Genomic DNA, 24,339 nt, shown 5'->3' with positions numbered 1-24,339 from the left:
TGCGGGTGGTTCCGGAGCTACATGTTGATCATGTGGCCCTTGAGGCCGTGGAAGCCCTCCTGCAGCGCCTCCGACAGCGTCGGGTGGGTGTGCACGTTGCGGGCCAGCTCGGTCGCGGTGAGGTCCCACTTCTGCGCGAGGGTCAGCTCGGGGAGCAGCTCGGACACGTCCGGGCCGATCATGTGGGCGCCGAGGAGCTCGCCGTACTGCTTGCTCGCGATGAGCTTGACGAAGCCGGTCGGCTCGCCGAGGCCGTGCGCCTTGCCGTTGGCCATGAACGGGAAGGTCGAGACGGTGATCTCGTGGCCCTCGTCGGTCGCCTGCTTCTCGGTGAGGCCGAAGGAGGCGATCTGCGGCTGGCAGAACGTGGCGCGCGGCATCATCCGGTAGTCGCCGAGGGTCTGGGTCTCGGCTCCGGCGATGGTCTCCGCGGCGACGACGCCCTGCGCCTCCGCGACGTGCGCGAGCTGCAGCTTGGCGGTGACGTCGCCGATGGCGTAGAAGTGCGGGACGTTCGTGCGCATGTACTCGTCGATGCCGATGGCGCCGCGCTCGGTGACCTCGACGCCCGTCTTCTCGAGGCCGAAGCCCTCGACGCGGGGGACCCAGCCGATCGACATGAGCACCTTGTCGACCTCGAGGGTCGACTGCGTGCCGTCCTTGCCGGTGTAGGTGACGGTGACGTAGCCGTCCTTGTCGACGACGGACTCGACCTTGGTGGAGGTGAGGATCTCGACGCCGAGCTTCTTGTACTGCTTCTGGATCTCCTTGGAGACGTCCGGGTCCTCGTTGGGGAGGGCGCGGTCCATGAACTCGATGATCGTGACGTCGACGCCGTAGTTCTTCAGGACGTAGGCGAACTCCATGCCGATCGCGCCGGCGCCCACGATCGCCATCGTGTCGGGCAGCTCGCGGGTCATGATCTGGGTCTCGTAGGTGACGACGTTCTCGGAGAGCTCGACGCCGGGGAGCAGGCGGACGCTCGCGCCGGTCGCGATGATCGCGTCGTCGAAGGTGAGCGACTCCGAGCCGCCCTTGGTGAGCTGGACGTCGAGGCCCTGCGGGCCGGTGAAGGAGCCGGTGCCGTCGAACTCGGTGATCTTGTTCTTCTTCATCAGGAAGTGGACGCCCTTGGTGCGTCCGTCCGCGACGGTGCGGCTGCGGTCGAAGGCCACGCCGAAGTCGAAGGAGACGTCGCCGGAGATGCCGAACTGCTTCGCCTGCGCGTGGAAGATGTGGGCGAGCTCCGCGTTGCGCAGGAGGGCCTTGGAGGGGATGCAGCCCACGTTGAGGCAGACACCGCCCCAGTACTTCTTCTCGACGATGGCGACGGACTTGCCGAGCTGAGCGGCACGGATCGCGGCCACGTATCCACCGGGGCCTGCCCCCAGGACGACGACGTCGAAGTGCTGGGCCATGGATGTTCCTCCAGAGTGGTGAGTTGTCGCGCGCGGGGAACCACGCCGTCTCCCAGGGTACCGTTCCGCACCGACAGGACCCCGTGCTCCTCCGTGGGCGAACGGGCCGACCGGGAATGCGGGCGGTCGGTCCGCGGTTGTGTGCGTGGGGCGACGAGGCCCTCCCTGATCGGCACCATCCCCGGAGAGAAGCACCCCATGACCGACACCGCCACCCGCACCGCCTCGACCAGCGCCCCGATCCTCGACGTCCTGGCCGAGCGCTGGAGCCCCCGCTCCTACGACGCCACGGCCGCGATCGCGGACGAGACGCTGACCGCGCTGCTCGAGGCCGCCCGCTGGTCGCCGTCCGCCGGCAACTCGCAGCCGTCGCGCTTCATCGTCGCGCGCCGCGGCACGCCCGAGTTCGACAGCATCGTCGGCACCCTCGTCGGCTTCAACGCCGCGTGGGCCGGCTCGGCCGCCGCGCTGATCGTCGCCCTCGCCGAGACCGTGGACGAGAAGGGCGAGGCGCGCCCGTGGGCCGTCTACGACCTCGGCCAGGCCGTCGCGCACCTCAGCGTCCAGGCGCACCACGAGGGCCTGCACGTGCACCAGATGGCCGGATTCGACAAGGACGGCGTCCGCGCGGCGTTCGGCGTCGACGAGCGCTTCGACCCGGTGACCGTCGCCGCCGTGGGCGTGCTCGCGAGCCCCGAGGCGCTCGAGAACGACGTGCTCCGCGAGCGCGAGACCGCTCCCCGCACCCGCCTCCCGCTCGAGGAGCTCGTGCTCGTCCAGGCGTAGCGTCACTCCGCAGGGCCCCGTCGGCCGCCGCACCGCGGCGCCGGCGGGGCCCTTCGTCGTTCCGGGTCTGTGTTACTCCGCGTTTCATCACGGAATCGGATGGATCGGCGCGCGTCCGTACGATCGGACGGTCCGCCCGCTCGCCCCGCCTCGGAGCCCTCATGACCGGAACACCCGCCCGCACGAGCCTGGCCTTCGACGCCGCGCTCGGCCAGTCGGCGTTCCCGGTGCGCTTCGACGGGGTCGGCCGCACCTTCGCGCCGGGCTCGCCCGTGCTCACCGACGTCTCGCTCGACGTCCGCGCCGGCGAGGTGATCGCGATCCTCGGCCCGAGCGGCTGCGGCAAGTCGACGCTGCTGCGGATCGCCGCCGGCCTCGACACGGCGAGCGCCGGCTCCGTGCTGATCGACGAGTCGCCGGTGTCGGGCATCGACCCGCGCTGCGCGGTCGCGTTCCAGGAGCCGCGGCTGCTGCCCTGGCGCTCCCTCGCGGCGAACGTCGCGCTCGGCCTCCCCCGCGGGACCGCTCGTGAGGCGGCGCGCACCGCGGTCGACGAGCTGCTCTCGCTGGTCGGGCTGACCGCGCACGCCGGCTCCCGGCCGCGCGAGGTCTCCGGCGGGATGGCGCAGCGGGCCTCGCTCGCCCGCGCCCTCGCCCGCAACCCGGGCGTGCTGCTGCTGGACGAGCCGTTCGGCGCGCTCGACGCGCTGACGCGGCTGCGGATGCAGGACCTGCTGCTCGAGGTGCACGCCGCCGCGCCCGCGACGATCCTGCTCGTCACGCACGACGTGGACGAGGCGCTGCAGCTGGCCGACCGCATCGTGCTGCTCGGCCGCGACGAACCGGGCGGCGTCTCGCGCATCCGGCAGATCATGACCGTCCCCGGCGAGCGGCCGCGCGACCGAGGCTCCGCGGAGCTCGCGGAGCGGCGGGTCGAGCTGCTCGAGGGGCTCGGCATCGAGCGGCACTAGGCCGCCCCCCCACTCCTCCCTAGGCGGTGATCCCGCCGTGCGTCCACGGATGCCGCCGCTCGCGGACATCGCTCCCCCCTGCTCCCGCACACTCGTTCCACTCCCGGAACCGCACCGAAGTCGAGGCCCCTCATGTCGCTCCAGTCGTTCAGCACCTCCCCGCTCACCCGCCGCACGGCGCTCGCCGGGCTGCTCACCGCCGCCGCGGTCCCGCTCCTCGCGGGCTGCGTCCAGGGCGAGGGCGGCGGCGGCGCGGCGGCGGCACCCGCCGCCTCCGACGGCTCGACCGCGCAGACCCAGGGCGGCACGCTGACCCTCGACTTCGCCACCTACAACCCGCTGAGCCTGGTCATCAAGGAGAAGGGCTGGCTCGAGGCCGCCCTCGCCGAGCAGGACGTCACCGTCACCTGGGTGCAGTCGGCCGGCTCGAACAAGGCCAACGAGGCGCTGCGCGCCGGCGCGATCGACGTCGGCTCCACCGCCGGCTCGGCCGCGCTGCTCGCGCGCTCGAACGGCTCGCCGATCAGGACGATCGACATCTTCTCGCAGCCGGAGTGGTCCGCCCTCGTCGTGCCCGCCGGCTCCGCCATCACGAGCGTCGAGCAGCTCGCCGGCAAGCAGATCGCGGCCACCAGCGGGACCGACCCCTACTTCTTCCTGGTGCAGGCGCTCGAGGAAGCCGGTCTGAGCATCGACGACGTCACCGTGCAGAACCTCCAGCACGCCGACGGCTGGGCCGCATTGCAGAGCGGCTCGGTCGACGCCTGGGCCGGGCTCGACCCGATCATGGCGGGCGCGCAGGCGGCCGGAGCGACGCTGCTCTACCGCAACGTCGACTTCAACTCCTACGGGCTGCTCAACGCCACCGAGAGCTTCCTCGCGGCCAAGCCCGACCTCGCGCAGACCGTGGTGAACGCCTACGAGCACGCCCGCGCCTGGGCACTGGAGAACCAGGAGGAGACCGCGAGCATCCTCGCCGCGGTCGCCGGTCTCGACGTCGCCGTGGCGACCACGGTGATCACCGAGCGCAGCAACCTCGACGTCGACAACGTCCCCGGCTCGGCGCAGACCGACGTGCTCTCCGTGATCGGCCCGATCTTCGTCGCGAACGGCGACGTCGCCTCGCAGGACCAGGTCGACGCGGCCCTCGACTCGCTGATCGACGACAGCTACGCGACGGCAGCGGACCCGTCGGCGATCGGCTGACCGCGCTCCCGACGCCCGAGCGCACCCGACCACCCCGCACCCGACCGCAGCTGAGCACGAGGAGACGACGATGGCGACACGCGACGACGAGACCGTGACCGACGCCGACCTCGTGCGCCGGAGCACCGGACTCGTGCAGGCGCCGGGCGCGGTCGGCACCGCCGTGGTCGGACCGAGCGTCGAGGCGTCGCAGAAGCGCCTCCGCGACGACGAGGCGGCGCGCGCCCGGCCGCTCACCTCGCGGCGCTGGTTCCTGCTCGCGGGCGGGGCGATCCTGCCGGTGCTGCTGCTCGCGGCCTGGCAGATCGTCACCACCACGGGGATGGTGTCGGTCGCGGTCTTCCCCTCGCCGGCGATGGTCTGGGCGGCGGCGGTCGATCTCGCGCAGCGCGGCGACCTCGGGCAGGACGTGGCGATCTCGACCCAGCGGGTGCTGATCGGCTTCGCCCTCGGCTCCGCGCTCGGCCTGCTGGTCGGCGCGCTGTTCGGGCTCTCCCGGGTCTGGGAGGTCGTGCTCGCGCCCACCCTCGGCGCGATCCGCGCGGTTCCGTCGCTGGCCTGGGTGCCGCTGCTGCTGCTCTGGATGGGGATCGGCGAGGAGTCCAAGATCACGCTGATCACGATCGGCGCGTTCTTCCCCGTCTTCACCACCGTCGCGACGGCCCTCGGCCACGTCGACCGTCAGCTCGTCGAGGCGGGCCGGGCGTTCGGGCTCTCGGGCGTGCGCCTGTTCACGACCGTGCAGCTGCCGGCGGTGATCCCGTCGGTGATCGCGGGGCTGCGGCTCGCGCTGGCGCAGTCGTGGCTGTTCCTGGTCGCCTCCGAGCTGATCGCCTCGTCGATGGGCCTCGGCTTCCGCCTGACCGACAGCCAGAACAACGGCCGGATCGACCGGGTGTTCCTCGCGATCATCCTGCTCGCCGTGCTGGGCAAGCTCACCGACTCGGTGGTCGGCGTCTTCCAGCGCTACGCCGTCAAGCGCTGGGCCTGACGATGCCCCGGCCCACCACGACCACCACGGAAGGACCGCGACGATGAGCGAGACGATCGCCAACCTGCTCGAGGAGTCCCGCCGCTTCCCGGCGCCCGAGGCGTTCGCCGCGCAGGCGAACGTGGGCCCGGACGAGTACGCGCGGGCCGCCGCCGACCCGGTCGCCTTCTGGGAGGAGGCCGCTCGCCGGCTCGACTGGGTCGAGCCCTGGCACACCGCGCACCGCTGGGAGCCGGCCCTCCCGCAGGACGACGGGACGCTCTCCGTGCCCCGCGCGACCTGGTTCGAGGGCGGCACGCTCAACGTCGCCGTCAACTGCGTCGACCGGCACGTCGACGCCGGCCGCGGTGACAAGACCGCCCTGCACTTCGAGGGCGAGCGCGGCGACCGCCGCTCGATCAGCTACGCCGAGCTGCAGCGCGACGTCGCCCGCGCCGCGCACGCGCTCGTCGCGCTCGGCGTCGGGAAGGGCGACCGCGTCGTCGTCTACCTCCCGGTGATCCCCGAGACCGTCGTCATCACGCTCGCGATCGCGCGGATCGGCGCGATCCACTCGCTCGTCTTCGGCGGGTTCTCGGCCGAGGCCGTGCGCTTCCGCGTCGAGGACACGGGCGCGAAGCTCCTCGTCACCACCGACGGCCAGTTCCGCCGCGGCAAGGCCGTCCCCGTCAAGGCGAACGCCGACCACGCGGTCGCCGGCGTCGAGTCGATCGAGCACGTGCTCGTCGTCCGCCGCACCGGCGACGAGACGCCGGAGCTCCCGTGGACCGAGGGCCGCGACGTCTGGTGGCACGACGTCGTCGACGCGCAGAGCGACGCGCACCAGGCCGAGGCGTTCGATGCCGAGACGCCGCTGTTCATCATCTACACCTCGGGCACGACCGGGAAGCCGAAGGGCCTGGTGCACACCAGCGGCGGCTACCTCACCCAGGCGTCCTGGACGCACTGGGCCGTGTTCGATGCGAAGCCCGACGACGTGCACTGGTGCACCGCCGACCTGGCCTGGGTCACGGCGCACACCTACGAGATCTACGGGCCGCTGTCGAACGGGCTCACCCAGGTGATCTACGAGGGCACGCCCAGCACCCCGCACACCTCCCGGCACTTCGAGATCATCGAGCGCTACGGCGTCACCGTCTACTACACGGCGCCCACGCTGATCCGGACGCTGATGACGTGGTTCCCCGAGGGCGTCCCGTCCGAGTACGACCTCTCCAGCCTGCGCCTGCTCGGCACGGTCGGCGAGTCGATCAATCCCGAGGCGTGGGTCTGGTTCCATGAGCGGATCGGCGGTGGGCGCTGCCCGATCGTCGACACCTGGTGGCAGTCCGAGACGGGGGCGGCCGTGATGTGCCCGCTGCCCGGCGTCTCGACGCTCAAGCCGGGCTCCTCCCTCGGAGCCCTGCCCGGTCTCGGCGCTCTGGTCGTCGACGAGGCGGGCGAGCGGGTGCCGAACGGCTCGGGCGGCTACCTCGTGGTCGACCGCACCGGCCCGGCCCTCGCGCGGACGATCTGGGGGAACCCGGAGCGCTACCGCGACTCCTACTGGGCCCGCTACGCCGACCGCGGCTACTTCTTCTCCGGCGACGGCGCGAAGTACGACGCCGACGGCGACATCTGGGTGCTCGGCCGGGTGGACGACGTCATCAACGTCTCGGGTCACCGGCTCTCGACGATCGAGATCGAGTCGGCGCTCGTCGCGCACCCGGCGGTCGGCGAGGCCGGCGTGGTGGGCGTCGAGGACGCGACCACCGGCCAGGCGATCGCGGCGTTCGTGATCCCCTCCGACGAGACGATCGACCGCGCCGAGGAGGACCCGGCCTACTGGACCGCGCTCGAGGCGACGCTGGCGTCGGTGCTGCGCGAGCACGTCGCGACCGCGATCGGCCCGATCGCCAAGCCGCGCGACGTGGTCGTCGTCCCCGACCTGCCCAAGACCCGCTCCGGCAAGATCATGCGCCGCCTCCTCGGCGACATCCGCGACGGCCGCACCCTCGGCGACGTCACGAGCCTCCAGGACGACACGGTCCCGGAGCGGATCGCCCGCATCGTCGCCGCGCGCGGCTGAGACGGTCGGGCTCGTTCAGAGGGCGGCCCGTGCCGCTCGCGCAGCGGGCGGAACCTGCCGGTCGAGTAGCTCGCGGACCAGGAGGAACATGCTGATCGAGTAGCCCGCGCAGCGGGCGTATCGAGATCCGCCGGCGTCGGAAGTGGAGTCTGCAGACCCGCCGTGCTGGGGACGGCGGGTCTCGATACGCCCCTGCGGGGCTGCTCGACCAGCAAGGGACGCCCCTGCGGGGCTGCTCGACCAGCGAGGGACGCCCCTCCGGGGCTGCTCGACCGGCAAGGGACGCCCTTGCGGGGCTGCTCGACCGGCATGGTGCTGCGCGCCGCCGGGGCTTCCGGTCGCCTCCGAACCGGGGCGGAGCGGCGGCATCGGGAGTAGCGTTGACGCGTGCGCGATGTCCAGCAGCGAATCATCTCCGAGCTCCACGTCTCCCCCACCGTCGACCCGGCCGCCGAGGTCGAGCGGCGCAGCGGCTTCCTCGCCGACTACCTCCGGCACACCGGCGCCAAGGGCCTCGTGCTCGGCATCAGCGGCGGGCAGGACTCGAGCCTGGCCGGGCGGCTCTGCCAGCTCGCGGTCGAGCAGGTGCGCGCCGACGGCGGCGACGCCTCCTTCATCGCGGTGCGGCTGCCCTACCGGGTGCAGGCGGACGAGGAGGACGCGCAGCTCGCGCTGACCTTCATCCGGCCCGATCGGCAGGTGACCTTCGACATCCACGCGGGTGTCGACGGCATCGCCTCGGCCTTCGGCGACGCCGTCGGCGAGCCGATCTCGGACTTCGTCAAGGGCAACGTCAAGGCGCGCGCCCGGATGGTCGCGCAGTACGCGATCGCCGGCCAGGCGGGCATGCTCGTCGTCGGCACCGATCACGCGGCGGAGGCGGTGACCGGCTTCTTCACGAAGTTCGGCGACGGCGGCGCCGACGTCCTGCCGCTCACCGGCCTGACCAAGCGCCAGGGCCGCTCGCTGCTGGTGCACCTCGACGCACCGGCCCGCCTCTACGAGAAGGCGCCGACGGCCGACCTGCTCGACGAGAACCCCGGCCAGACCGACGAGTCGAACCTCGGCCTGGTCTACGCCGACCTCGACGCCTACCTCGAGGGCGGCGACGTCGCTCCCGAGGTCGCCGAGGCCATCGAGGCGAGGTATCAGGCGACCGAGCACAAGCGGCAGGTGCCGCTGTCGATGTTCGACGACTGGTGGCGCGCCTCCGCCGTGTACACGCCCGGCAACCACTGACGGCACGAGCGAGCCGCCCCGGGGATCCCTCGGGGCGGCTCGCTCGTTCGGCGGAGGCGGGGCTCAGTCCGCGGCGCGCGCGTTGTAGACGAGGACCTCGCCGGCGTCGACGTGCTCGCGGTAGGCGCGGAAGACGGCCAGCGCCTCGTCACGCAGCACGCCGTCGACCACCTCGATGCCGCGGGCCTCGAACTGGGCGGCCCAGTCCTCGCGCATCGGACCCTCGTCGAACGTGGAGATCTCCTCGAGCTCCGGACCGGAGCCGGCGACCACCAGGCGGCGCACGCCCGACCACAGCGTCGCTCCGTAGCACTGCACGCAGGGCCGCCAGTTGACGACCAGCTCGTGCGCGGGCAGGCCCTCGCCGCCGAGGTCCCAGCTGCCGACCGCGGTCTGCGCGAGGCCGAGGGCGGTGACCTCGGCGTGGCCGGAGGAGACCCCGCTGCCGAGGACGACGTTCACGCCCACCGAGACCACGCGGCCGGAGTCGCGCTCGACGACGATCGCGGCGAACGGGCCGCCGTTGCCCTCGCGGAAGTTCCGGTCGGCCAGGGCGTGCACGAGGGCCATGCGGTCCTCGCGCTCGGGGAGGAACTCGGGGACGTCGCGAACGGCGTCCTCGATCCAGGCGGGCAGGGCGATCTCGTAGCGGGTGGCGAGGCGGTCGATGTCCATGCCTCCATCGTCGCATCCGGCACCGCCGCGCCTCACTCCGCCAGAGCCCTCCCGAGGGCGGCCGCCTTCGCCGCCCAGAACCGCTTCGCGACCGGGGTACGGGAGAAGACCGCGTCGAAGCCGTGGAACGCGCCCTCGACGATCTCGAGCTCGCAGGGCACGCCGACCGCGCGCAGGCGCTCGGCGTAGCGGACGTCCTCGTCGTGGAAGAGATCGAGCGTGCCGACCCCGATCCAGGCCGGCGGGAGGCCCGAGAGGTCGTCGCGGCGGGCGGGCGCGGCGTACGGCGACACCCCTGCGCTGCCGGGTTCGACGCCGAGGTAGGCCGTCCAGCCGAAGCGGTTGCTGCCCGGCGTCCAGACCCGGACGCCGCGGGGCGCCGGACGGGTGACGGTGCGATCGTCGAGCATCGGGTAGACCAGCAGCTGGAAGGCGGGCTGCGCTCCCCCGCGGTCGTGGGCGAGGAGGGTCGCCCCGGCGGCCAGGCCGGCGCCCGCGCTCGCGCCGCCCAGCGCGATCCGCTCCGGATCGACGCCGCGCTCGTCGGCGTGCTCGGCGAGCCAGTGGAACGCGGCCAGCACGTCCTCGAGGGCGGCCGGGGCCGGGTGAGCGGGTGCGAGCCGGTAGCCGACGGAGAGGACGGTGATGCCGAGGGTGCGAGCGAAGGCGATGTTCGACGCCTCGTCGTCGAAGCGGCTGCCGAGCACCATGCCGCCGCCGTGCACCCAGACCAGCGCGGGCGCGGCTCCGCGGAGCGTGCGCGGGCGGTAGCTGCGCGCCGGGACCGTGGTGCCGTCCGGGCCCGGGATCACGAGGTCCTCGACGACGAGGTCGGGCGGTGCCTCCCCGCCGGTTGCCGCGCGACGGGTCGCCAGGCGGAGCAGCCGCGGGCCGAGGACGATCGGCGGGACGAGGCGGCCGAGCGCGAGATCGGGGTGGAAGCGCGGTGCGGCCGCATGCGGCGACGCGCTCATGCCCGCGGGTCCGAGACGAGCGGCAGCACGTCGTCGTAGTGGCCCGGCACCGTCCTCGGCTCGACGTCGTAGACGCGCACCGCGTCCCCTTCGACGCCGCGCGCCGGCGCCCAGGGCAGCTCCTCGCCGCGGACGAAGGCGACCAGCTCGCGGTGCATCACCGCGGCGAGTCCGGCGGGAGGGGTCTCGCCCAGGACGCGCGTGGTCGCCTCGGCGTCGAGGTGGTCGAAGAAGAACGGCAGGTCGAGGCAGTGCGATGCTCCGCCCGTCTCCGGCGAGAGCCAGTCGAACGCGTAGAGCCAGGTCGGGGCCGGTCCGACCGCCCGGTTCCGCGCCGCCTGCAGCACCGCGCGGCGGAAGAGCCGGTCGGTCGTGCGGGGCGGCGCCCCCGGCTCGCGGGCGAGACGGGGGCTGTCGAACTCGTCCGCGGTCGCCCCGATCAGGAGCGGCTTGTCGAGACCGATCGTCGCGGTCGCCTCGGCGACCGGGCTCGGGAGGAGCTCGTCGCCCGAGACCGGCGCGAGGACGATCGCGTGGCCCGAGCCGGGCATCATCGTGAGGGCGACGGTCTCGAAGAGCCCGTCCTGATCGAGCGAGGCGAGCCCGGCGCGGGTCGGCGCGACGCCGAGGGCGTGCGCGAAGGCGGCGAGCTGCTCCTCCGCCTCCTCGATCGGGACGCTGCGGTCGGTCGGCGAGATCGCGACGGCGCGCGCGAACAGCGGCTGCGCCCGGGCGCAGCCGAGCAGGGTCAGCACGGCCCCACCGCCCGCGGACTGCCCGGCGACGGTGACCCGGCCGTGGTCGCCGCCGAACGCGCCGATGCTCTCGCGGACCCACTCGAGCGCCGCCAGCCAGTCGCGCACTCCGCGGTTCGCGTCCCCCTCGATCGCGCCGAAGCCGTCGACGCCCAGCCGGTAGGCGGCCGTCACGACGATCACGCCGTCGCGCGCGAACGCCGAGCCGTCGTGCCAGTCGCTCGACGCCGCTCCCGTGACATAGCCGCCGCCGTGCAGGTAGACGAGGACGGGGAGCGAGCCGGCCCGCTCGGCGGGGGCGAAGAGATTGAGCGTCAGCGTGTCGTCGCCCGGGATCGAGTGCTCGGGGATGGTCGTGAACTCGAAGGGGCGACCGCGCTGCGGGGTCGCCCCGAACGCGTCGGCCTCGACGACGCCGTCGAACGGCGCCCGCGGCTCGGGGGGCCGGAACCGGAGGTCGCCGACCGGCGCCTCGGCGAACGGGATGCCGAGGAACCGGGCGACGCCGCCCTCCGCGACTCCGGCGACGACGCCGCGGGGCGTCTCGATCTCGATGCGCACGACCGGCTCCCGCTACGGCCGCACGAGGGTCTTGATCGCGCGGCGCTCGTCCATCGCGGCGTACGCCTCCGCGATCTCCTCGAGCGGCAGCTCCAGGTCGAAGACGAGGCCGGGCTCGATCGCGCCGCTGAGCACGTCCGGCAGGAGCTCCGCCATGTAGCCGCGGACGGGCGCGACGCCGCCGTTGACGCCGACGTTCGAGCCGAACATCTGGCGCACCGGCAGCTCGGGGCCGCCGTTGGGCACGCCGACGTAGCCGACCATGCCGCCGGGGCGGGCCGAGTCGAGCGCCTGCTGCATCGACTCCTTGGTGCCGACGCACTCGAGGACGCAGTCCGCGCCGATGCCGTCGGTGAGCTCGCGGACGCGGGCCACGCCCTCGTCGCCGCGGGTGTCCACGATGTGGGTGGCGCCGAAGCGGGTGGCGAGCGCCTGGCGGGACTCGTGCCGCGACATCGCGATGATCGTCGTCGCGCCGAGGCGCTTGGCGGCGAGCACGGCGCAGAGGCCGACCGCTCCGTCGCCGACGACCGCGACCGTCGAGCCGGCCGTGACCCCGGCCGAGACCGCCGCGTGGTGGCCGGTGCCCATCACGTCGGCGAGGGTGAGCAGGCTCGGGATGAGCGCCGGGTCCGGGTCGGTGCCGACGCGGAAGAGCGTGCCGTCGGCGAGCGGCACGCGGACCTTCTCGCCCTGCGCGCCGTCGGCGAAGCCCTGCTCGCCGACCTCGGCGCCCCACCAGCCGCCGGTGAGGCAGGAGGTCGAGACGCCGTTCGCGCAGTTGGCGCAGGTGCCGTCGCAGACGTAGAAGGGGGCGATCACGAAGTCGCCGACGGCGATGTCGTGCACGTCGTCGCCGATCTCCTCGACGACGCCGACGAACTCGTGGCCGATGCGGTGCGCCTCCTTCGTCGGGGTGACACCGCGGTAGGGCCAGAGGTCCGAGCCGCAGACGCAGGCGGCGGTGACCCGGACGATCGCGTCGCGACCGGTGGAGAGGACGGGGTCGGGCACCTCCTCGAGTCGGACGTCGCGCTCGCCGTGGATGATCGTTGCTCGCATGGGGACTCCTGCTCGAGAAGGGGAGGGGGGCGTCGTCCACGGTACGCCGGTGTCGCGGGCCGGTGAGGTGGGGAGCCGGGGGCTTGCACGGACGTCCGCCGGCGCTACGGCGGCGCCTCCCGCCAGCCGTCCGCGCCGACGACGACGTGCGCGACGAAGCGCACCCCGCAGGCGGCGCACGCCTCGGCGAGCGTCCGCGTGGCGTCGCGGTCGGAGGGGAGGACGTCCGCCGCGCCCGCGTGGCTGTGCGCGAGAGCGACCCCGGTGGCGCCGCGGGCCAGGACCTCGGCGAGGATCTCGGCGACCGGCAGCTCGGCGTGGGTGGGCGCTCCGTCGGCGAGCGCGATGACGTCGCGCACGGCTCCGGAGGCGGTCAGCGCGACCGCGAGGACGGTCTCGCTCGGGCGGCCGGCGAGGAGGGGCAGCACCAGCTCGGCGAGGCCGGCCGCGTCGAGGACGCGCGCCGCCCGCCCGGCGCGGTTCATCCTCCGGCGCAGCTCGAAGGAGGCGACGATGCGGCAGGCGGCGACCTCGCCGACCCCGCGCTGGCGGGCGAGATCGGCCACTCCCGCGCGCGACACCGCGTCGATCCCGCCGAAGCGCGCCAGGAGCCGCTGCGCCACGACGGTCGCGTTGGCACCGCGGACCCCGCTGCCGATCAGGACGGCGAGCGTCTCCGCATCCGTGAGCGCCTCGGGACCCCGGGCGCGGAGCCGCTCGCGCGGCCGCTCCTCGGGCGCGAGGTCGGCGATGCGCGCACCGGGGACGCGGGTCGGGGAGTCCATGCCCGGCACGGTACCCGCGCGGACCGCCGCCGCGGGACGCCCTCCCCCGCACTGTGGACGAACCGCGTCCCTCTGCGTCCTGTGGAGGAGCGTCCTTCTGCTCCCCGCTCTCCTCCTTCGCAGAAGTTGTCGTACTCGGCACTCGAGTACGACAACTTCTGGAGAGGAGAGGGGCGCGGGGAGAGGCCGGCCTACGGCGTCGCGAGGCCTGCCGAGACCAGCAGGCCGTCGGGGCCCGCGTCGACGAGCACCACGTCGCCGTCGCGGATCGAGCCGTCGAGGAGGGCCGTCGCCAGGCGGTCGTCGATCTCCTGCTGCATCAGACGGCGCAGCGGGCGGGCGCCGTACTGCGGGTCGTAGCCGCGCTCGGCCAGCCAGCCGCGAGCGGCGGGGGTGACCGCGAGGTCGAGGCGCCGCTCCGCCAGCCGGCGCGAGAGCCGGTCGACGTAGAGCGAGACGATCTCGCCGAGCTCGGTGCGGTCGAGCGCCTCGAACACGACGATGTCGTCGAGCCGGTTGACGAACTCCGGCTTGAACGCCTGCCGCACCATCTGCTGCACGGCCTCGACCTTCTGCGGGCGGGTCAGCGACGGGTCGATCAGGAACTGCGAGCCGAGGTTCGAGGTGAGGATGAGGATCGTGTTGCGGAAGTCGACCGTCCGCCCCTGGCCGTCGGTGAGCCGGCCGTCGTCGAGCACCTGCAGCAGCACGTCGAAGACCTCGGGGTGCGCCTTCTCGATCTCGTCGAGCAGCACGACCGAGTACGGCCGGCGGCGCACCGCCTCCGTGAGCTGGCCGCCCTGCTCGTAGCCGATGTAGCCGGGAGGGGCGCCGACCAGCCGCGACACGGCGAACTTCTCGCCGTACTCCGACATGTCGATGCGCACCATCGCCTTCTCGTCGTCGAACAGGAAGTCGGCCAGCGCCTTCGCGAGCTCGGTCTTGCCGACGCCGGTCGGCCCGAGGAAGAGGAACGAGCCGGTCGGCCGGTCGGGGTCGGAGACGCCCGCGCGGGTGCGGCGGACGGCGCCGGCGACGGCCGAGACGGCCTCGTTCTGGCCGATCAGGCGCCGGTGCAGCTCGGTCTCGAGGTGCAGCAGCTTCTCGGTCTCGCCCTGCATCAGCCGGCCGACGGGGATCCCCGTCCAGGCGGCGATGACCGCGGCGATGTCGTCCGAGGTGACCTGCTCGTTGACCATGCGGCCCTCGGTCGGCTCCTCCTCCTGCTCCGCCGCCGCGAGCTCGCGCTCGGCCGCCGGGATGTCGCCGTAGAGCAGGCGCGACGCGCGCTCGAGGTTGCCCTCGCGCTGGGCGCGCTCGGCCGCGATCCGCAGCGCGTCGAGCGTGTTCTTGAGGTCGCCGATGCGGTTGAGGGAGGCGCGCTCGCGCTCCCAGCGCTCCTGCAGCTCGGCGAGCTGGGCGCCGCGGCGGGCGAGGTCCTCGCGCAGCTTCTCCAGCCGCGCCTTCGAGGCGTCGTCCTTCTCCTTCTTCAGCGCCAGCTCCTCGAGCTTCAGCCGGTCGACGGAGCGGCGCAGCTCGTCGATCTCGACGGGCGCGGAGTCGATCTCCATCCGCAGGCGCGACGCGGCCTCGTCGATGAGGTCGATGGCCTTGTCGGGCAGCTGCCGGGCGGTGATGTAGCGGTTGGACAGCGAGGCGGCGGCGATCAGCGCCGAGTCGGCGATGGCGACCTTGTGGTGCGCCTCGTAGCGCTCCTTCAGCCCGCGGAGGATGGCGACCGTGTCCTCGACGGTCGGCTCGCCGACGAACACCTGCTGGAAGCGGCGCTCGAGGGCCGCGTCCTTCTCGATGTACTGGCGGTACTCGTCGAGCGTCGTGGCGCCGATCATCCGCAGCTCGCCGCGGGCCAGCATGGGCTTGAGCATGTTCGCGGCCGCGACCGAGCCCTCGCCGCCGCCCGCCCCCATCAGAGTGTGCAGCTCGTCGATGAAGGTGATGATGCGGCCGCCGGAGTCGTTGATCTCGGCGAGGACGGCCTTGAGGCGCTCCTCGAACTCTCCGCGGTACTTGGCGCCCGCGATCAGCGCGGAGAGGTCGAGGCTGACCAGGCGCTTGCCCTTGAGGCTGTCGGCGACGTCGCCCGCGACGATCCGCTGGGCGAGCCCCTCGACGACCGCCGTCTTGCCGACGCCCGGCTCGCCGATGAGCACGGGGTTGTTCTTGGTGCGGCGCGTCAGCACCTGGCTCACCCGGCGGATCTCGGCGTCCCGGCCGATGACCGGGTCGAGCTTGCCGCTCGCCGCGATCGCGGTCAGATCGACGCCGTACTGCGCGAGAGCGGACGACTCGTCCTGCTGGGGTGTCCGACCGGCCTGCATCTGCATCTCCTCCTTGCGGTTCGAAAGTTGAGTTCGAATGACTCAACTTTACGCCCGCGCGATCTGTTCCCGCAGGGTCGTGCGCAGATCGCCGCCCCGGCGCGCACGGCGCCCGGGGCGATCGCGGCTCAGGCGGTGAGCGCGCTCCCGCCGAGCCCGCCGCGGAGCGAGCCGAGAGCGTCGCGCAGGATCGAGCGCAGTCGCGACTCGCGCACGCCGGTCAGCGCGGCGATCTCGGGCTGGGAGTAGTGGCCGGCGACGGCGAGCAGCAGCAGCTCCCGGTCCGGGCAGGCCATGGCGAGCACCCCGTCGCCGAGCGGGCGGCGACCCGCCTCGCGCGAGGAGCCGAGGGTCTCGCAGAGCACCTCGAGGAGCCACAGCACCGGCTCCGGTGCGCGGGCACCCTCGCGGGCGCGGCGCCAGACGGCGGTGAAGGCCTCGGCGCAGATCCGGTCGCGGGCGGCGGCATCGGCCTGCACGGTCGCGATCGACGCGGCGAAGAGGCCGCCGAAGCGGTCGAACAGCTCGGCGAACGCGGCACGGTCACCGGCCGCGACGGCGGGGAGGAGCCGGGCGGCGGTCTGCGCGAGGGCAGGGCGGACTCGCTCCGCGCTCGCGTCATCGCCTGGTGCCTGCATGTGCCCAGCGTCTCACCGGAATGGACCAGGGGGGACCGCTTGCGATCACACCCGTCAGGGGGTAGGGAACGCGCGTTCTCAGAGCTTGGGCCAGCGGGCGCGGGCGAAGCAGAAGGCGCCGTAGGCGATCAGGCCGACCGCGACGACGCCGAGCAGCACCACGCCGAACGGCAGCTCGGTCAGCGTCTTCAGCGCCTCGTCGAGGCCGCCCGCCTGCTCCGGATCGTGCGTGACCGCGGCGATGATCACCAGGACCCCGAGCACGCCGAGCACGACGCCCTTGGCGACGTAGCCCGCGATGCCGAGCCCGGTGACGACGCGGCCGGCCGTGCCGCCCGGCTGGGCGACGTTCTTCAGGAACTTCTTCGAGGCGCCGCGGTAGACGAACACGGCGCCGACCGCGAGGATCGCGAGTCCGGCGATCACGAGCAGCACCACTCCGCCGGGCGCGGCGAGGACCTGCGCGCTCGCGCTCTCGGACGTCTCGGACGAGTCGGAGCTGCCGCCCAGCGCGAAGCGCAGGGTCGTGATGCCGAGCGCGAGATAGACGACGGCCTTCGCCGCCTCCTTGAGCCGGCTGCCCCAGCGGGACGCGGCGCTGTCGCCGCTCACCACGAGGAACGCCTCGAGCGCACCCCACAGCGCGAGCCCGAAGAGCCCGATCGCGCAGACCCAGAGCACGACCACTCCCCCGGGCTGCGCGGCGAGCGAGCTGAGCGCTCCGGTCTGGTCGGCCTCGCCCTGGCCGCCGGTCGCGATCTGCAGGGCGATGACGCCGATGAGGACGTGGACGAGGCCGTTCGCGGCGTAGCCCCCGCGGGCGAGGGTGCGCACCGCGGTCGAGTCCTGCGCGTCGTCGGCTGCGCGCTTGGCCTGGGTTCCTGAGGGAGTGTTCACAGCCCGGACGGTACGCGTTTCCACACCCCGCGTCGAACCGAGCGGCCGCGGATCCGGTGCAGGACGGGCTTCTCCCCGCTCTCCTCCCCCGCGAGGACGACCGTTCTCCACATCTCTCCACAGGGTTGTCCACAGCTGTGGAGATCTCTCGATCCTCTAGGGAACCCCCTCCCGCGAGATGCCACTTATGACCGCGACACGCCGAGGAACGACGTCAGAATTGGCATCTCGCGGGAGGGGTCACACGTCGATCGCGCGGACGAGGCCGTCCTGGACGCTGCCGAGCCAGTCGTAGACGGCGCGGATCGCCTGACCCGTCTCGTCCGCCGGCTCGACGTCGTCGGTGTCGACGATGCCGAGCCGGGCGGCGAGGGCGAGGCGCATGTCGGTGAGGCCGCGGAGCCAGGACAGCGCCTGCGGCGGCTCGAGCCGGACGGTCACCTCGCCGAGACCGGCGAAGACGCGGTCGTGGCCGGTGCCCTCGCCGGCGTCGAGCGCGGCGGTGATCGCGCGGGCGTCGTCCATCTTGCGGCCGGCCAGATCGGGGGCGGTGAAGCGGCGGAACTCCGCGGCGGCGTCGGCGTCGTCGCGGTAGGCGTCCGGGAGCAGGCGGGCGAGGGCGGGATCGTTGCGCGCCTCCTCCGCGGTGCCGCGGTCGAGCAGCTCGAGCATCTCGCCGGCGAGGTGACGGAGGATGCCCGCCTCCTCGCGGTCGAAGCGGGCGACGGCGGCACCGGAGGAGTCGCGGCGGAAGGCGCGCATCAGCGGCGCCCCCGGCCGCTCACGCGTCGGCCTTCTGCAGCGTCGCCCACAGGCCGTAGCCGTGCATCGCCTCCACGTGCCGCTCCATCTCCTCGCGGTTGCCGGTCGCGACCACGGCGCGCCCCTCCGTGTGCACCTGCAGCATCAGGCGCTCGGCCTCGGCGCGGCCGAAGCCGAAGTAGCTGCGGAAGACGTAGGAGACGTACGACATCAGGTTCACCGGGTCGTCCCAGACGAGGACGATCCACGGCACCTCGGCGGCCGAGCGGGTGTCCAGCCGCTCGTCGGCGCGCTCGATCGTGTCCACCATCGTTCCAGCCTAGGTCGCGACGGGTGCCGTCATGTCGGGCGAGTGGCCGCGGAGCGGCCCTCCTCGCTGGTCGAGTAGCCGCCGGAGGCGGCGTATCGAGACCCGGCGTCGGCAGAACGGTGGATCTCGATACGCCCGCTGCGCGGGCTACTCGATCAGCATGGGGGGCGCCGCGCGAGCTTGACGATCAGCAGGGAGGACCCGCTCCGCGGGCTCCTCGATCGGCAGGCTCAGGACGACAGGCGGGGCAGGACCTCGCGGGCGAAGTGGTCGAGGTGGTCGAGGTCGCGCAGGTCCATGAACTGGAGGTAGACGCGCTCGGCGCCGGCCGCGCGGAGGGACTCGAGGCGGTCGACGGTCTCGTCGACGCCGCCGGCGATGCCGTGCTCGCGCAGCTCGGCCGGCTCGCGGCCGATGGCGGCGGCGCGGCGGGTGAACTCCGCCTCGTCCGCTCCGCCGACCGCGATCAGCGCGACCGAGTGCACGAGCGAGGACGGCTCGCGGCCGATCGCCCGGCACGCCTCGTCGACGCGCTCGAACGCGCCGGGGATCGCGTCGAACTCCGCGAACGGCAGGTTGAACTCGCTGGCGAAGCGGGCCGCGAGGCGCGGGGTGCGCTTCTGCCCGCCTCCGCCGACGATCACCGGCACCGGCAGTCGCGCGGGCTTCGGCAGCGCCGGCGAATCGGTCAGCGTGTAGTGCTCGCCGGCGAAGGAGTAGCGCTCGCCGACCGGGGTCGACCAGAGGCCGGTGACGATCTCGAGCTGCTCCTCGAGCAGGTCGAAGCGGCGCGGCGGGAAGTCGATGCCGTAGGCGGCGTGCTCCTCCTCGAACCAGCCGGTGCCGAGGCCGAGCTCCACGCGCCCGCCCGACATCGCGTCGACCTGCGCGACCTGGATCGCGAGGATCCCCGGCGGGCGGTAGGTGACGGAGGAGACCAGGGTGCCGAGCGCGATCCGCTCCGTCTCGCGCGCGAGGCCCGCGAGGGTCGTCCACGCGTCGGTCGGGCCGGGGCCGGGGTCGCCGTCACCCATCCGGAGGTAGTGGTCGGAGCGGAAGAAGCCGTCGAAGCCGAGGGCTTGCGTGGCCTGCGCGACCGCGAGGAGCTCCTCGTAGCTGGCGCCCTGCTGGGGTTCGGTGAAGACTCTGAACTGCACGGCTCCAGCCTGCCGCACGGAGCCGGGAGCCCGCTCCGCCGCCGCGCCGCGCCGCACCGCCCGTGTACGGTGGAGCTTTTGCCGTCGACGAGAGGCCCCCATGCCCGAGCAGAAGACCACCGAGAAGACGGCGCAGCCGCTCGCCCGCTGGGTGTTCTGGCCCGCCGCGGGCCTCACCCTGTCCATCGCCGCGTTCGCGATCCTCGCCCCCGATGTCGCGACCGCGGTCTTCGCCTCGCTGCAGACCACGGTCGTGAACACCTTCAGCTGGTACTACGTGCTGATCGCCGCGGTCTTCGTCGCCTTCGCGATCTGGATGGGCGTCAGCCGCTTCGGCGACATCAAGCTCGGCGCCGACGACGACGAGCCGGAGTTCTCGATGCTCTCCTGGATCTCGCTGCTCTTCGCGGCCGGGATGGGCATCGGCCTCGTCTTCTACGGCGTCGCGGAGCCGCTCACCCACTTCGCCACCCCGCGCCCCGGCGTCACCGGCACGCCGACGGAGCTCGCGCAGAGCGCGATCTCGCAGACCTACCTGCACTGGGGCGTGCACGCCTGGTCGATCTACGTGGTGGTCGGGCTCGCCCTCGCCTACGCGATCCACCGGCGGAAGCGCCCGGTGTCGATCCGGTGGGCGCTCGAGCCGCTGCTGGGCCGGCGCGTGCGCGGCGGCTGGGGCAACGCGATCGACGTCGTCGCCCTCGTGGGCACGATGTTCGGAGTCGCGACCTCGCTCGGTCTCGGCGTGACGCAGATCTCGGCGGGCCTGGAGTCGAGCGGCATCGTCGACTCCTCGCTCACGGTGCAGATCGTCGTGATCGCGATCGTGACCGCCCTCACCGTGTTCTCGCTCGTCTCGGGCGTGGGCAAGGGGATGAAGTGGCTGTCGACCGGCAACCTGCTGCTCGCCGCGGCGCTCCTGGTGTTCGTGCTCGTCGCGGGGCCGACCCAGTTCCTGCTGCGCGAGTTCGTGCAGTCGCTCGGCAACTACCTGCAGAACTTCATCGGCCTCACCTTCACGGTCAGCGCCTACGCCGGCCAGGAGGGCGAGGCCTGGCAGGCGACCTGGACGACGTTCTACTGGGGCTGGTGGATGTCGTGGGCGCCGTTCGTCGGCATCTTCATCGCCCGGGTGTCGAAGGGCCGCACGGTCCGCGAGTTCGTCGGCGGGGTGCTCCTGGTGCCGACGATCATGACGTTCCTCTGGTTCAGCGTGCTCGGCGGCACCGCCCTCTACCGCGAGCTCTACGGCGACGGCGGGCTCGTCGGCGCCGACGGCTCGGTCAGCACCGACGCGGCGCTCTTCTCGATGCTGCAGGGCCTGCCAGCGGGCTCGGTGCTCACGGTCGGCGCGATCATCCTGATCGGCATCTTCTTCGTCACCTCCGCCGACTCCGGCGCCCTGGTGATGTCGATGATCGCCACCGGCGGCGACGCGGAGCCGCGCAACCGCACCCGCATCTTCTTCGCGCTCGCGACGGCGCTGCTCGCGCTCTCGCTGCTGATCGCGGGCGGGCTCGACGCGCTGCAGACGGCCGCGATCCTCTCGGCGCTGCCGTTCAGCGTGGTGATGATCCTGATGTGCATCGCGACGGTGATCGCGTTCCGGCGGGAGATCCGCGCGTACGACCGCGCGCGCCGCGCCGCCTTCGTCGGCGACATCGGGTCGTTCTACGGGCTGGAAGTGGAGGAGCCGGCCGAGCGCGAGCCGGCGCACCCGCTGAAGCGGCTGGCGCAGCGACTGCGGCCGGGGGCGGTGCGGCGGGAGTAGGGCGGCGCTGGATCTCGATACGCCCGGCTGCGCCGGGCTACTCGATCAGCAGGGGCGGAAGCATGCTGGTCGAGTAGGCGCCGCAGGCGGCGTATCGAGACCCCCGTCATCGAGCGCCGCGCACCCGACGCGAGCCCGTACGATCGCCTCGCACGACCCCGTCACTGCCGACCCGCACCGCGCCCGACCCCAGGAGCAGCCCGCATGACCGACCCCCGCCCCCTGCTCTTCAACGCGTTCGTGATGAACACGCCCTCGCACATCCACCACGGGCAGTGGCGGCGGCCGGAGGCGCGGCAGGGCTCGTTCGAGGACCTCGACTTCTGGGTCGACGTCGCGCAGACGCTCGAGCGCGGGGTGTTCGACGCGATCTTCTTCGCCGACGTCGTCGGCACCTACGGCGCGGTCGGCGCCTCGCTCGAGGTGAACGCGCGCGAGGGCCTGCAGCTGCCGAACAACGACCCGTCGATCCTGCTCGCCGCTCTGATCGGCTCGACCGAGCACCTCGGCCTCGCGATGACCAGCTCGATCCTGCAGGCGCACCCGTTCGAGTTCGCCCGGCGGATGTCGACGCTCGACCACCTCTCGAAGGGGCGGGTCGCCTGGAACATCGTCACCAGCTACCAGGAGAACGCGGCCCGCAACTTCGGCCTCGACCGCCTGACCGAGCACGACGCCCGCTACGCGCAGGCCGAGGAGTACCTCGACGTGGTCTACAAGCTGTGGGAGGGGTCGTGGGACGACGACGCCTCGGTGCGCGACAAGGGCGGCGCGTACTCGCGGCCGGAGTCGGTGCACCGCATCGACCACGTCGGGGAGACCTACCGGGTGGAGGGGCCGCACCTCTCGGCGCCGTCGCCGCAGCGCACGCCGTTCCTGTTCCAGGCCGGATCCTCCCCCGCCGGGCGCGCCTTCGCGGCCCGGCACGCGGAGGCGCAGTTCGTCGGCGGCTCGACGACGGAGCAGACCCGCGAGCTGATCGCCTCGACCCGCGCCCTCACCGAGGCGGCCGGGCGCCGCGGCGACGACGTCGTGTTCTTCTCGCCGCTCTCCGTGATCGTCGGCAGCACCGAGCGCGAGGCCCGCGAGCGCGAGGCCGAGATCGATGCGGCGACGAGCGTCGACGCGCACCTGCTGCACGCGGGGCTCAGCGTCGACCAGGCGGACGGGAAGCCCTTCCCGCCCGAGACCCGGCTCCGCGACATCGTCACCAACGGCAACCGCAGCACGCTCGAGTCGATGATCCGGCTCCTGCCCGACCGCGACGCGACCGTCGCCGACCTGGCCCGCCTGGCCGTCGGCCGGCACCAGCGCGTCGTCGGCACGCCCGAGCAGATCGCCGACCGGCTCTCGGAGCTGCGCGACGCGGGCGTGGACGGCATCAATCTGGCGAACTGGACGCTGCCCGACAGCTACGTCGAGTTCGTGGACCAGGTGATGCCGGTGCTGCGGGCGCGCGGCCTGGCGCGCTCGGAGTACGCGGCGGGCGGCCTGCGCGAGCGGTTGACCGGCTCGGCGCGGCTGAATCCGCGGCACCCGGCGGCGCGCTACCGCGGCGCGTTCCGGGACTGACGCGGGGTCGGCGTGCACAACTGAGGCTGGATGGGGCGGATCGGGGCAGAATCGCCGAATCTGACGGATCTGACCTCAGTTGTGCACGCGATCGGGCCGCGACCGGCCCTGACTCAGCTCGGCGAGGGGACGAAGGGGTGCTCCGGCGGGTCCTGGTCGTCGTCGAGGCGGGCGTCCTCGGCGAGCCGGGCGTCGGCGCCCTCGTCGAGTGTCTCGCCGGTGGCCTCGCCGGGCGCCTCCGCGTCGTCGACCTCGGCCGGGTCCTCCGGCGGGACGGGCAGGGAGTCGACGTCCGCGTGGGTGGTGTCGGTGACGTCCTCGGGGGCGTCGAAGCCGAAGCTGCTCATGATGACCTCTCCGCAGCACCCCGGGAGGCGGCGCCGCTGCCGGCAGCCTAGGTCGCGGGTACGAGCGCGGTCACACCCTTGACGCGGCGCCGGACGCCCAGGGCGCCGGCCGCGTCGCCGCGGACCGGTCAGTGCACGTACTCCAGGAGGTCGACGCCGAGGGTGCGCATGCCCTCGAGGACGGCGAGGCGGTACTGCAGGGTCGTGTCGTCGAACTGCGTGATCACGGCGTAGGAGACGCCGGCGCGCGGGCCGCGGAGCACGCCCACCTCGGCGCGGACGCCGACGTCCGTGCCGGTCCGGTTGACCAGCAGCACGCCGTGGTCGGGCTGGCGGTGCGAGAGCACGTCGAGGCCGAAGGCGGAGGCGACCATCGAGAGGTCGGTGTTGAGCGAGAGCCAGCCGATCACGCGGGAGGAGACGGCGGAGTCGACGATCTCGCCGTTCGCGAGCGTCGCGAGCAGCCAGGTCAGCTCGCGGGCCGAGCCGATCGAGAGCTGCGGGGCGTCATCGGGGCCGCGCTCATCGCGGACGACGTCGAGGAGCGCGGTGCGGGAGAGGCCGAGGGCCTCGGCCCGCTCGCGGACGGCGTCGAGACCGACGCGGCGCAGGAGCACGTTCGTCGCCAGGTTGTCGCTGGTCGCGCCGACGAGGGCGGCCAGGTCGGCGATCGGCATCGACGGGATCTGCAGGTGCTGCCAGATGCCCGTCCCGGTGACGGCGTCGGCGGCGGTGCGATCGACGAGCCGCAGGTTCTCCTGCGGGTCGGTGGCGAGCCGGGCCGCGACCTCGATCAGCAGCACGATCGTGCCGACGGAGGCGGTGGGCATCGAGACGGAGTCGTCGACGGCGAACAGTGTGCGGCCGGTGCCGAGATCGACCGCGCAGGCCGACACCACGACGCCGTCGAGCGCGAGCCGGCCAAGGGCGTCGAAGCCGCGCTGGAAGTCGTCGTGGTCGTGCTCGCCCTTGTGCCGGCCGCGGCGGGCGCGGCGACTCTCCCGGCGGGTCTCGTGGGTGGGGATCACCACGGATTCGGCCCCCCCTACGGCTCG

The 24,339-nt window shown here is 73.2% G+C and carries 22 protein-coding genes; 8 read left to right on the top strand and 14 right to left on the bottom strand.

The window, feature by feature from the left end:
- Positions 1–17: 17 nt before the first annotated feature.
- Positions 18–1,418 carry a dihydrolipoyl dehydrogenase gene (gene lpdA, locus GSU72_RS00605; protein ID WP_159982830.1) on the bottom strand — a complete coding sequence of 467 codons (1,401 nt, stop codon included), beginning with the start codon at positions 1,416–1,418 and terminating at the stop codon, positions 18–20.
- Positions 1,419–1,616: 198 nt separating this feature from the next.
- Here lpdA and GSU72_RS00600 point away from each other — a divergent pair, with 198 nt between their 5' ends.
- From GSU72_RS00600 to nadE, 6 genes are all read left to right on the top strand, one after another.
- Positions 1,617–2,204 carry a nitroreductase family protein gene (locus tag GSU72_RS00600; RefSeq protein ID WP_159982829.1) on the top strand — a complete coding sequence of 196 codons (588 nt, stop codon included), beginning with the start codon at positions 1,617–1,619 and terminating at the stop codon, positions 2,202–2,204.
- A gap of 161 nt (positions 2,205–2,365) precedes the next feature.
- On the top strand, positions 2,366–3,175 hold the full coding sequence (locus GSU72_RS00595; protein WP_159982828.1) for an ABC transporter ATP-binding protein: 810 nt from the start codon (positions 2,366–2,368) through the stop codon (positions 3,173–3,175).
- A gap of 132 nt (positions 3,176–3,307) precedes the next feature.
- Complete coding sequence (locus GSU72_RS00590) at positions 3,308–4,381, top strand: aliphatic sulfonate ABC transporter substrate-binding protein (protein ID WP_159982827.1); 1,074 nt, start codon at positions 3,308–3,310, stop codon at positions 4,379–4,381.
- Between the two features lie 70 nt (positions 4,382–4,451).
- Positions 4,452–5,372, top strand: coding sequence for an ABC transporter permease (locus GSU72_RS00585; RefSeq protein ID WP_159982826.1), 921 nt, complete (start codon positions 4,452–4,454; stop codon positions 5,370–5,372).
- 43 nt (positions 5,373–5,415) lie between these two features.
- Positions 5,416–7,440: an acetate--CoA ligase gene (gene acs / locus GSU72_RS00580; protein WP_159982825.1), complete on the top strand. Its 2,025-nt coding sequence runs from the start codon at positions 5,416–5,418 to the stop codon at positions 7,438–7,440.
- 387 nt (positions 7,441–7,827) lie between these two features.
- Positions 7,828–8,679 (top strand): ammonia-dependent NAD(+) synthetase, encoded by an 852-nt coding sequence (gene nadE / locus GSU72_RS00575; protein ID WP_159982823.1) that lies wholly within the window; start codon positions 7,828–7,830, stop codon positions 8,677–8,679.
- Positions 8,680–8,742: 63 nt separating this feature from the next.
- On the opposite strand, the gene GSU72_RS00570 is transcribed toward nadE, so the two are convergent.
- From GSU72_RS00570 to GSU72_RS00520, 11 genes are all read right to left on the bottom strand, one after another.
- Complete coding sequence (locus GSU72_RS00570; RefSeq protein ID WP_173252102.1) at positions 8,743–9,354, bottom strand: nucleoside deaminase; 612 nt, start codon at positions 9,352–9,354, stop codon at positions 8,743–8,745.
- Positions 9,355–9,386: 32 nt separating this feature from the next.
- Positions 9,387–10,328 (bottom strand): alpha/beta hydrolase fold domain-containing protein, encoded by a 942-nt coding sequence (locus tag GSU72_RS00565; protein WP_159982821.1) that lies wholly within the window; start codon positions 10,326–10,328, stop codon positions 9,387–9,389.
- Positions 10,325–11,644, bottom strand: a complete 1,320-nt coding sequence (locus GSU72_RS00560) for a carboxylesterase family protein (RefSeq protein WP_159982819.1) — start codon at positions 11,642–11,644, stop codon at positions 10,325–10,327. Before GSU72_RS00560 ends, GSU72_RS00565 begins: the two co-directional genes overlap by 4 nt.
- A gap of 12 nt (positions 11,645–11,656) precedes the next feature.
- A complete protein-coding gene (locus GSU72_RS00555) occupies positions 11,657–12,706 on the bottom strand; it encodes a zinc-dependent alcohol dehydrogenase family protein (protein WP_159982817.1) in 1,050 nt (349 codons plus the stop codon).
- Between the two features lie 104 nt (positions 12,707–12,810).
- Positions 12,811–13,491, bottom strand: coding sequence for a UPF0758 domain-containing protein (locus GSU72_RS00550; protein ID WP_159982815.1), 681 nt, complete (start codon positions 13,489–13,491; stop codon positions 12,811–12,813).
- Positions 13,492–13,682: 191 nt separating this feature from the next.
- Positions 13,683–15,830 (bottom strand): AAA family ATPase, encoded by a 2,148-nt coding sequence (locus tag GSU72_RS00545; RefSeq protein ID WP_159982813.1) that lies wholly within the window; start codon positions 15,828–15,830, stop codon positions 13,683–13,685.
- Between the two features lie 128 nt (positions 15,831–15,958).
- Positions 15,959–16,468: a hypothetical protein gene (locus GSU72_RS00540; RefSeq protein WP_159982811.1), complete on the bottom strand. Its 510-nt coding sequence runs from the start codon at positions 16,466–16,468 to the stop codon at positions 15,959–15,961.
- Between the two features lie 78 nt (positions 16,469–16,546).
- Positions 16,547–17,365, bottom strand: a complete 819-nt coding sequence (locus tag GSU72_RS00535; protein ID WP_208545117.1) for a DUF1206 domain-containing protein — start codon at positions 17,363–17,365, stop codon at positions 16,547–16,549.
- Positions 17,366–17,605: 240 nt separating this feature from the next.
- Positions 17,606–18,127 carry a DUF2017 family protein gene (locus tag GSU72_RS00530; RefSeq protein ID WP_159982809.1) on the bottom strand — a complete coding sequence of 174 codons (522 nt, stop codon included), beginning with the start codon at positions 18,125–18,127 and terminating at the stop codon, positions 17,606–17,608.
- A 19-nt stretch (positions 18,128–18,146) separates the two neighbouring features.
- The gene (gene clpS / locus GSU72_RS00525; RefSeq protein ID WP_159982805.1) at positions 18,147–18,437 is read right to left on the bottom strand and encodes an ATP-dependent Clp protease adapter ClpS; all 291 of its coding nucleotides are present in this window, start codon (positions 18,435–18,437) and stop codon (positions 18,147–18,149) included.
- A 230-nt stretch (positions 18,438–18,667) separates the two neighbouring features.
- Positions 18,668–19,594, bottom strand: a complete 927-nt coding sequence (locus GSU72_RS00520) for an LLM class F420-dependent oxidoreductase (protein ID WP_159982803.1) — start codon at positions 19,592–19,594, stop codon at positions 18,668–18,670.
- 100 nt (positions 19,595–19,694) lie between these two features.
- Here GSU72_RS00520 and GSU72_RS00515 point away from each other — a divergent pair, with 100 nt between their 5' ends.
- On the top strand, positions 19,695–21,365 hold the full coding sequence (locus tag GSU72_RS00515) for a BCCT family transporter (protein ID WP_159982801.1): 1,671 nt from the start codon (positions 19,695–19,697) through the stop codon (positions 21,363–21,365).
- A 204-nt stretch (positions 21,366–21,569) separates the two neighbouring features.
- The gene (locus tag GSU72_RS00510) at positions 21,570–22,937 is read left to right on the top strand and encodes an NtaA/DmoA family FMN-dependent monooxygenase (RefSeq protein ID WP_159982799.1); all 1,368 of its coding nucleotides are present in this window, start codon (positions 21,570–21,572) and stop codon (positions 22,935–22,937) included.
- 113 nt (positions 22,938–23,050) lie between these two features.
- Here the strand turns inward: GSU72_RS00510 and GSU72_RS00505 are convergent, their stop codons facing one another.
- Positions 23,051–23,284, bottom strand: coding sequence for a hypothetical protein (locus GSU72_RS00505; protein ID WP_159982797.1), 234 nt, complete (start codon positions 23,282–23,284; stop codon positions 23,051–23,053).
- A gap of 128 nt (positions 23,285–23,412) precedes the next feature.
- Positions 23,413–24,315 carry a serine hydrolase gene (locus GSU72_RS00500; RefSeq protein WP_159982795.1) on the bottom strand — a complete coding sequence of 301 codons (903 nt, stop codon included), beginning with the start codon at positions 24,313–24,315 and terminating at the stop codon, positions 23,413–23,415.
- Positions 24,316–24,339 lie beyond the last annotated feature (24 nt).

Source organism: Rathayibacter sp. VKM Ac-2760 (assembly GCF_009834185.1).
Classification (GTDB): Bacteria; Actinomycetota; Actinomycetes; order Actinomycetales; family Microbacteriaceae; genus Rathayibacter.
This window is presented reverse-complemented; position numbering and strand designations above follow the sequence as displayed.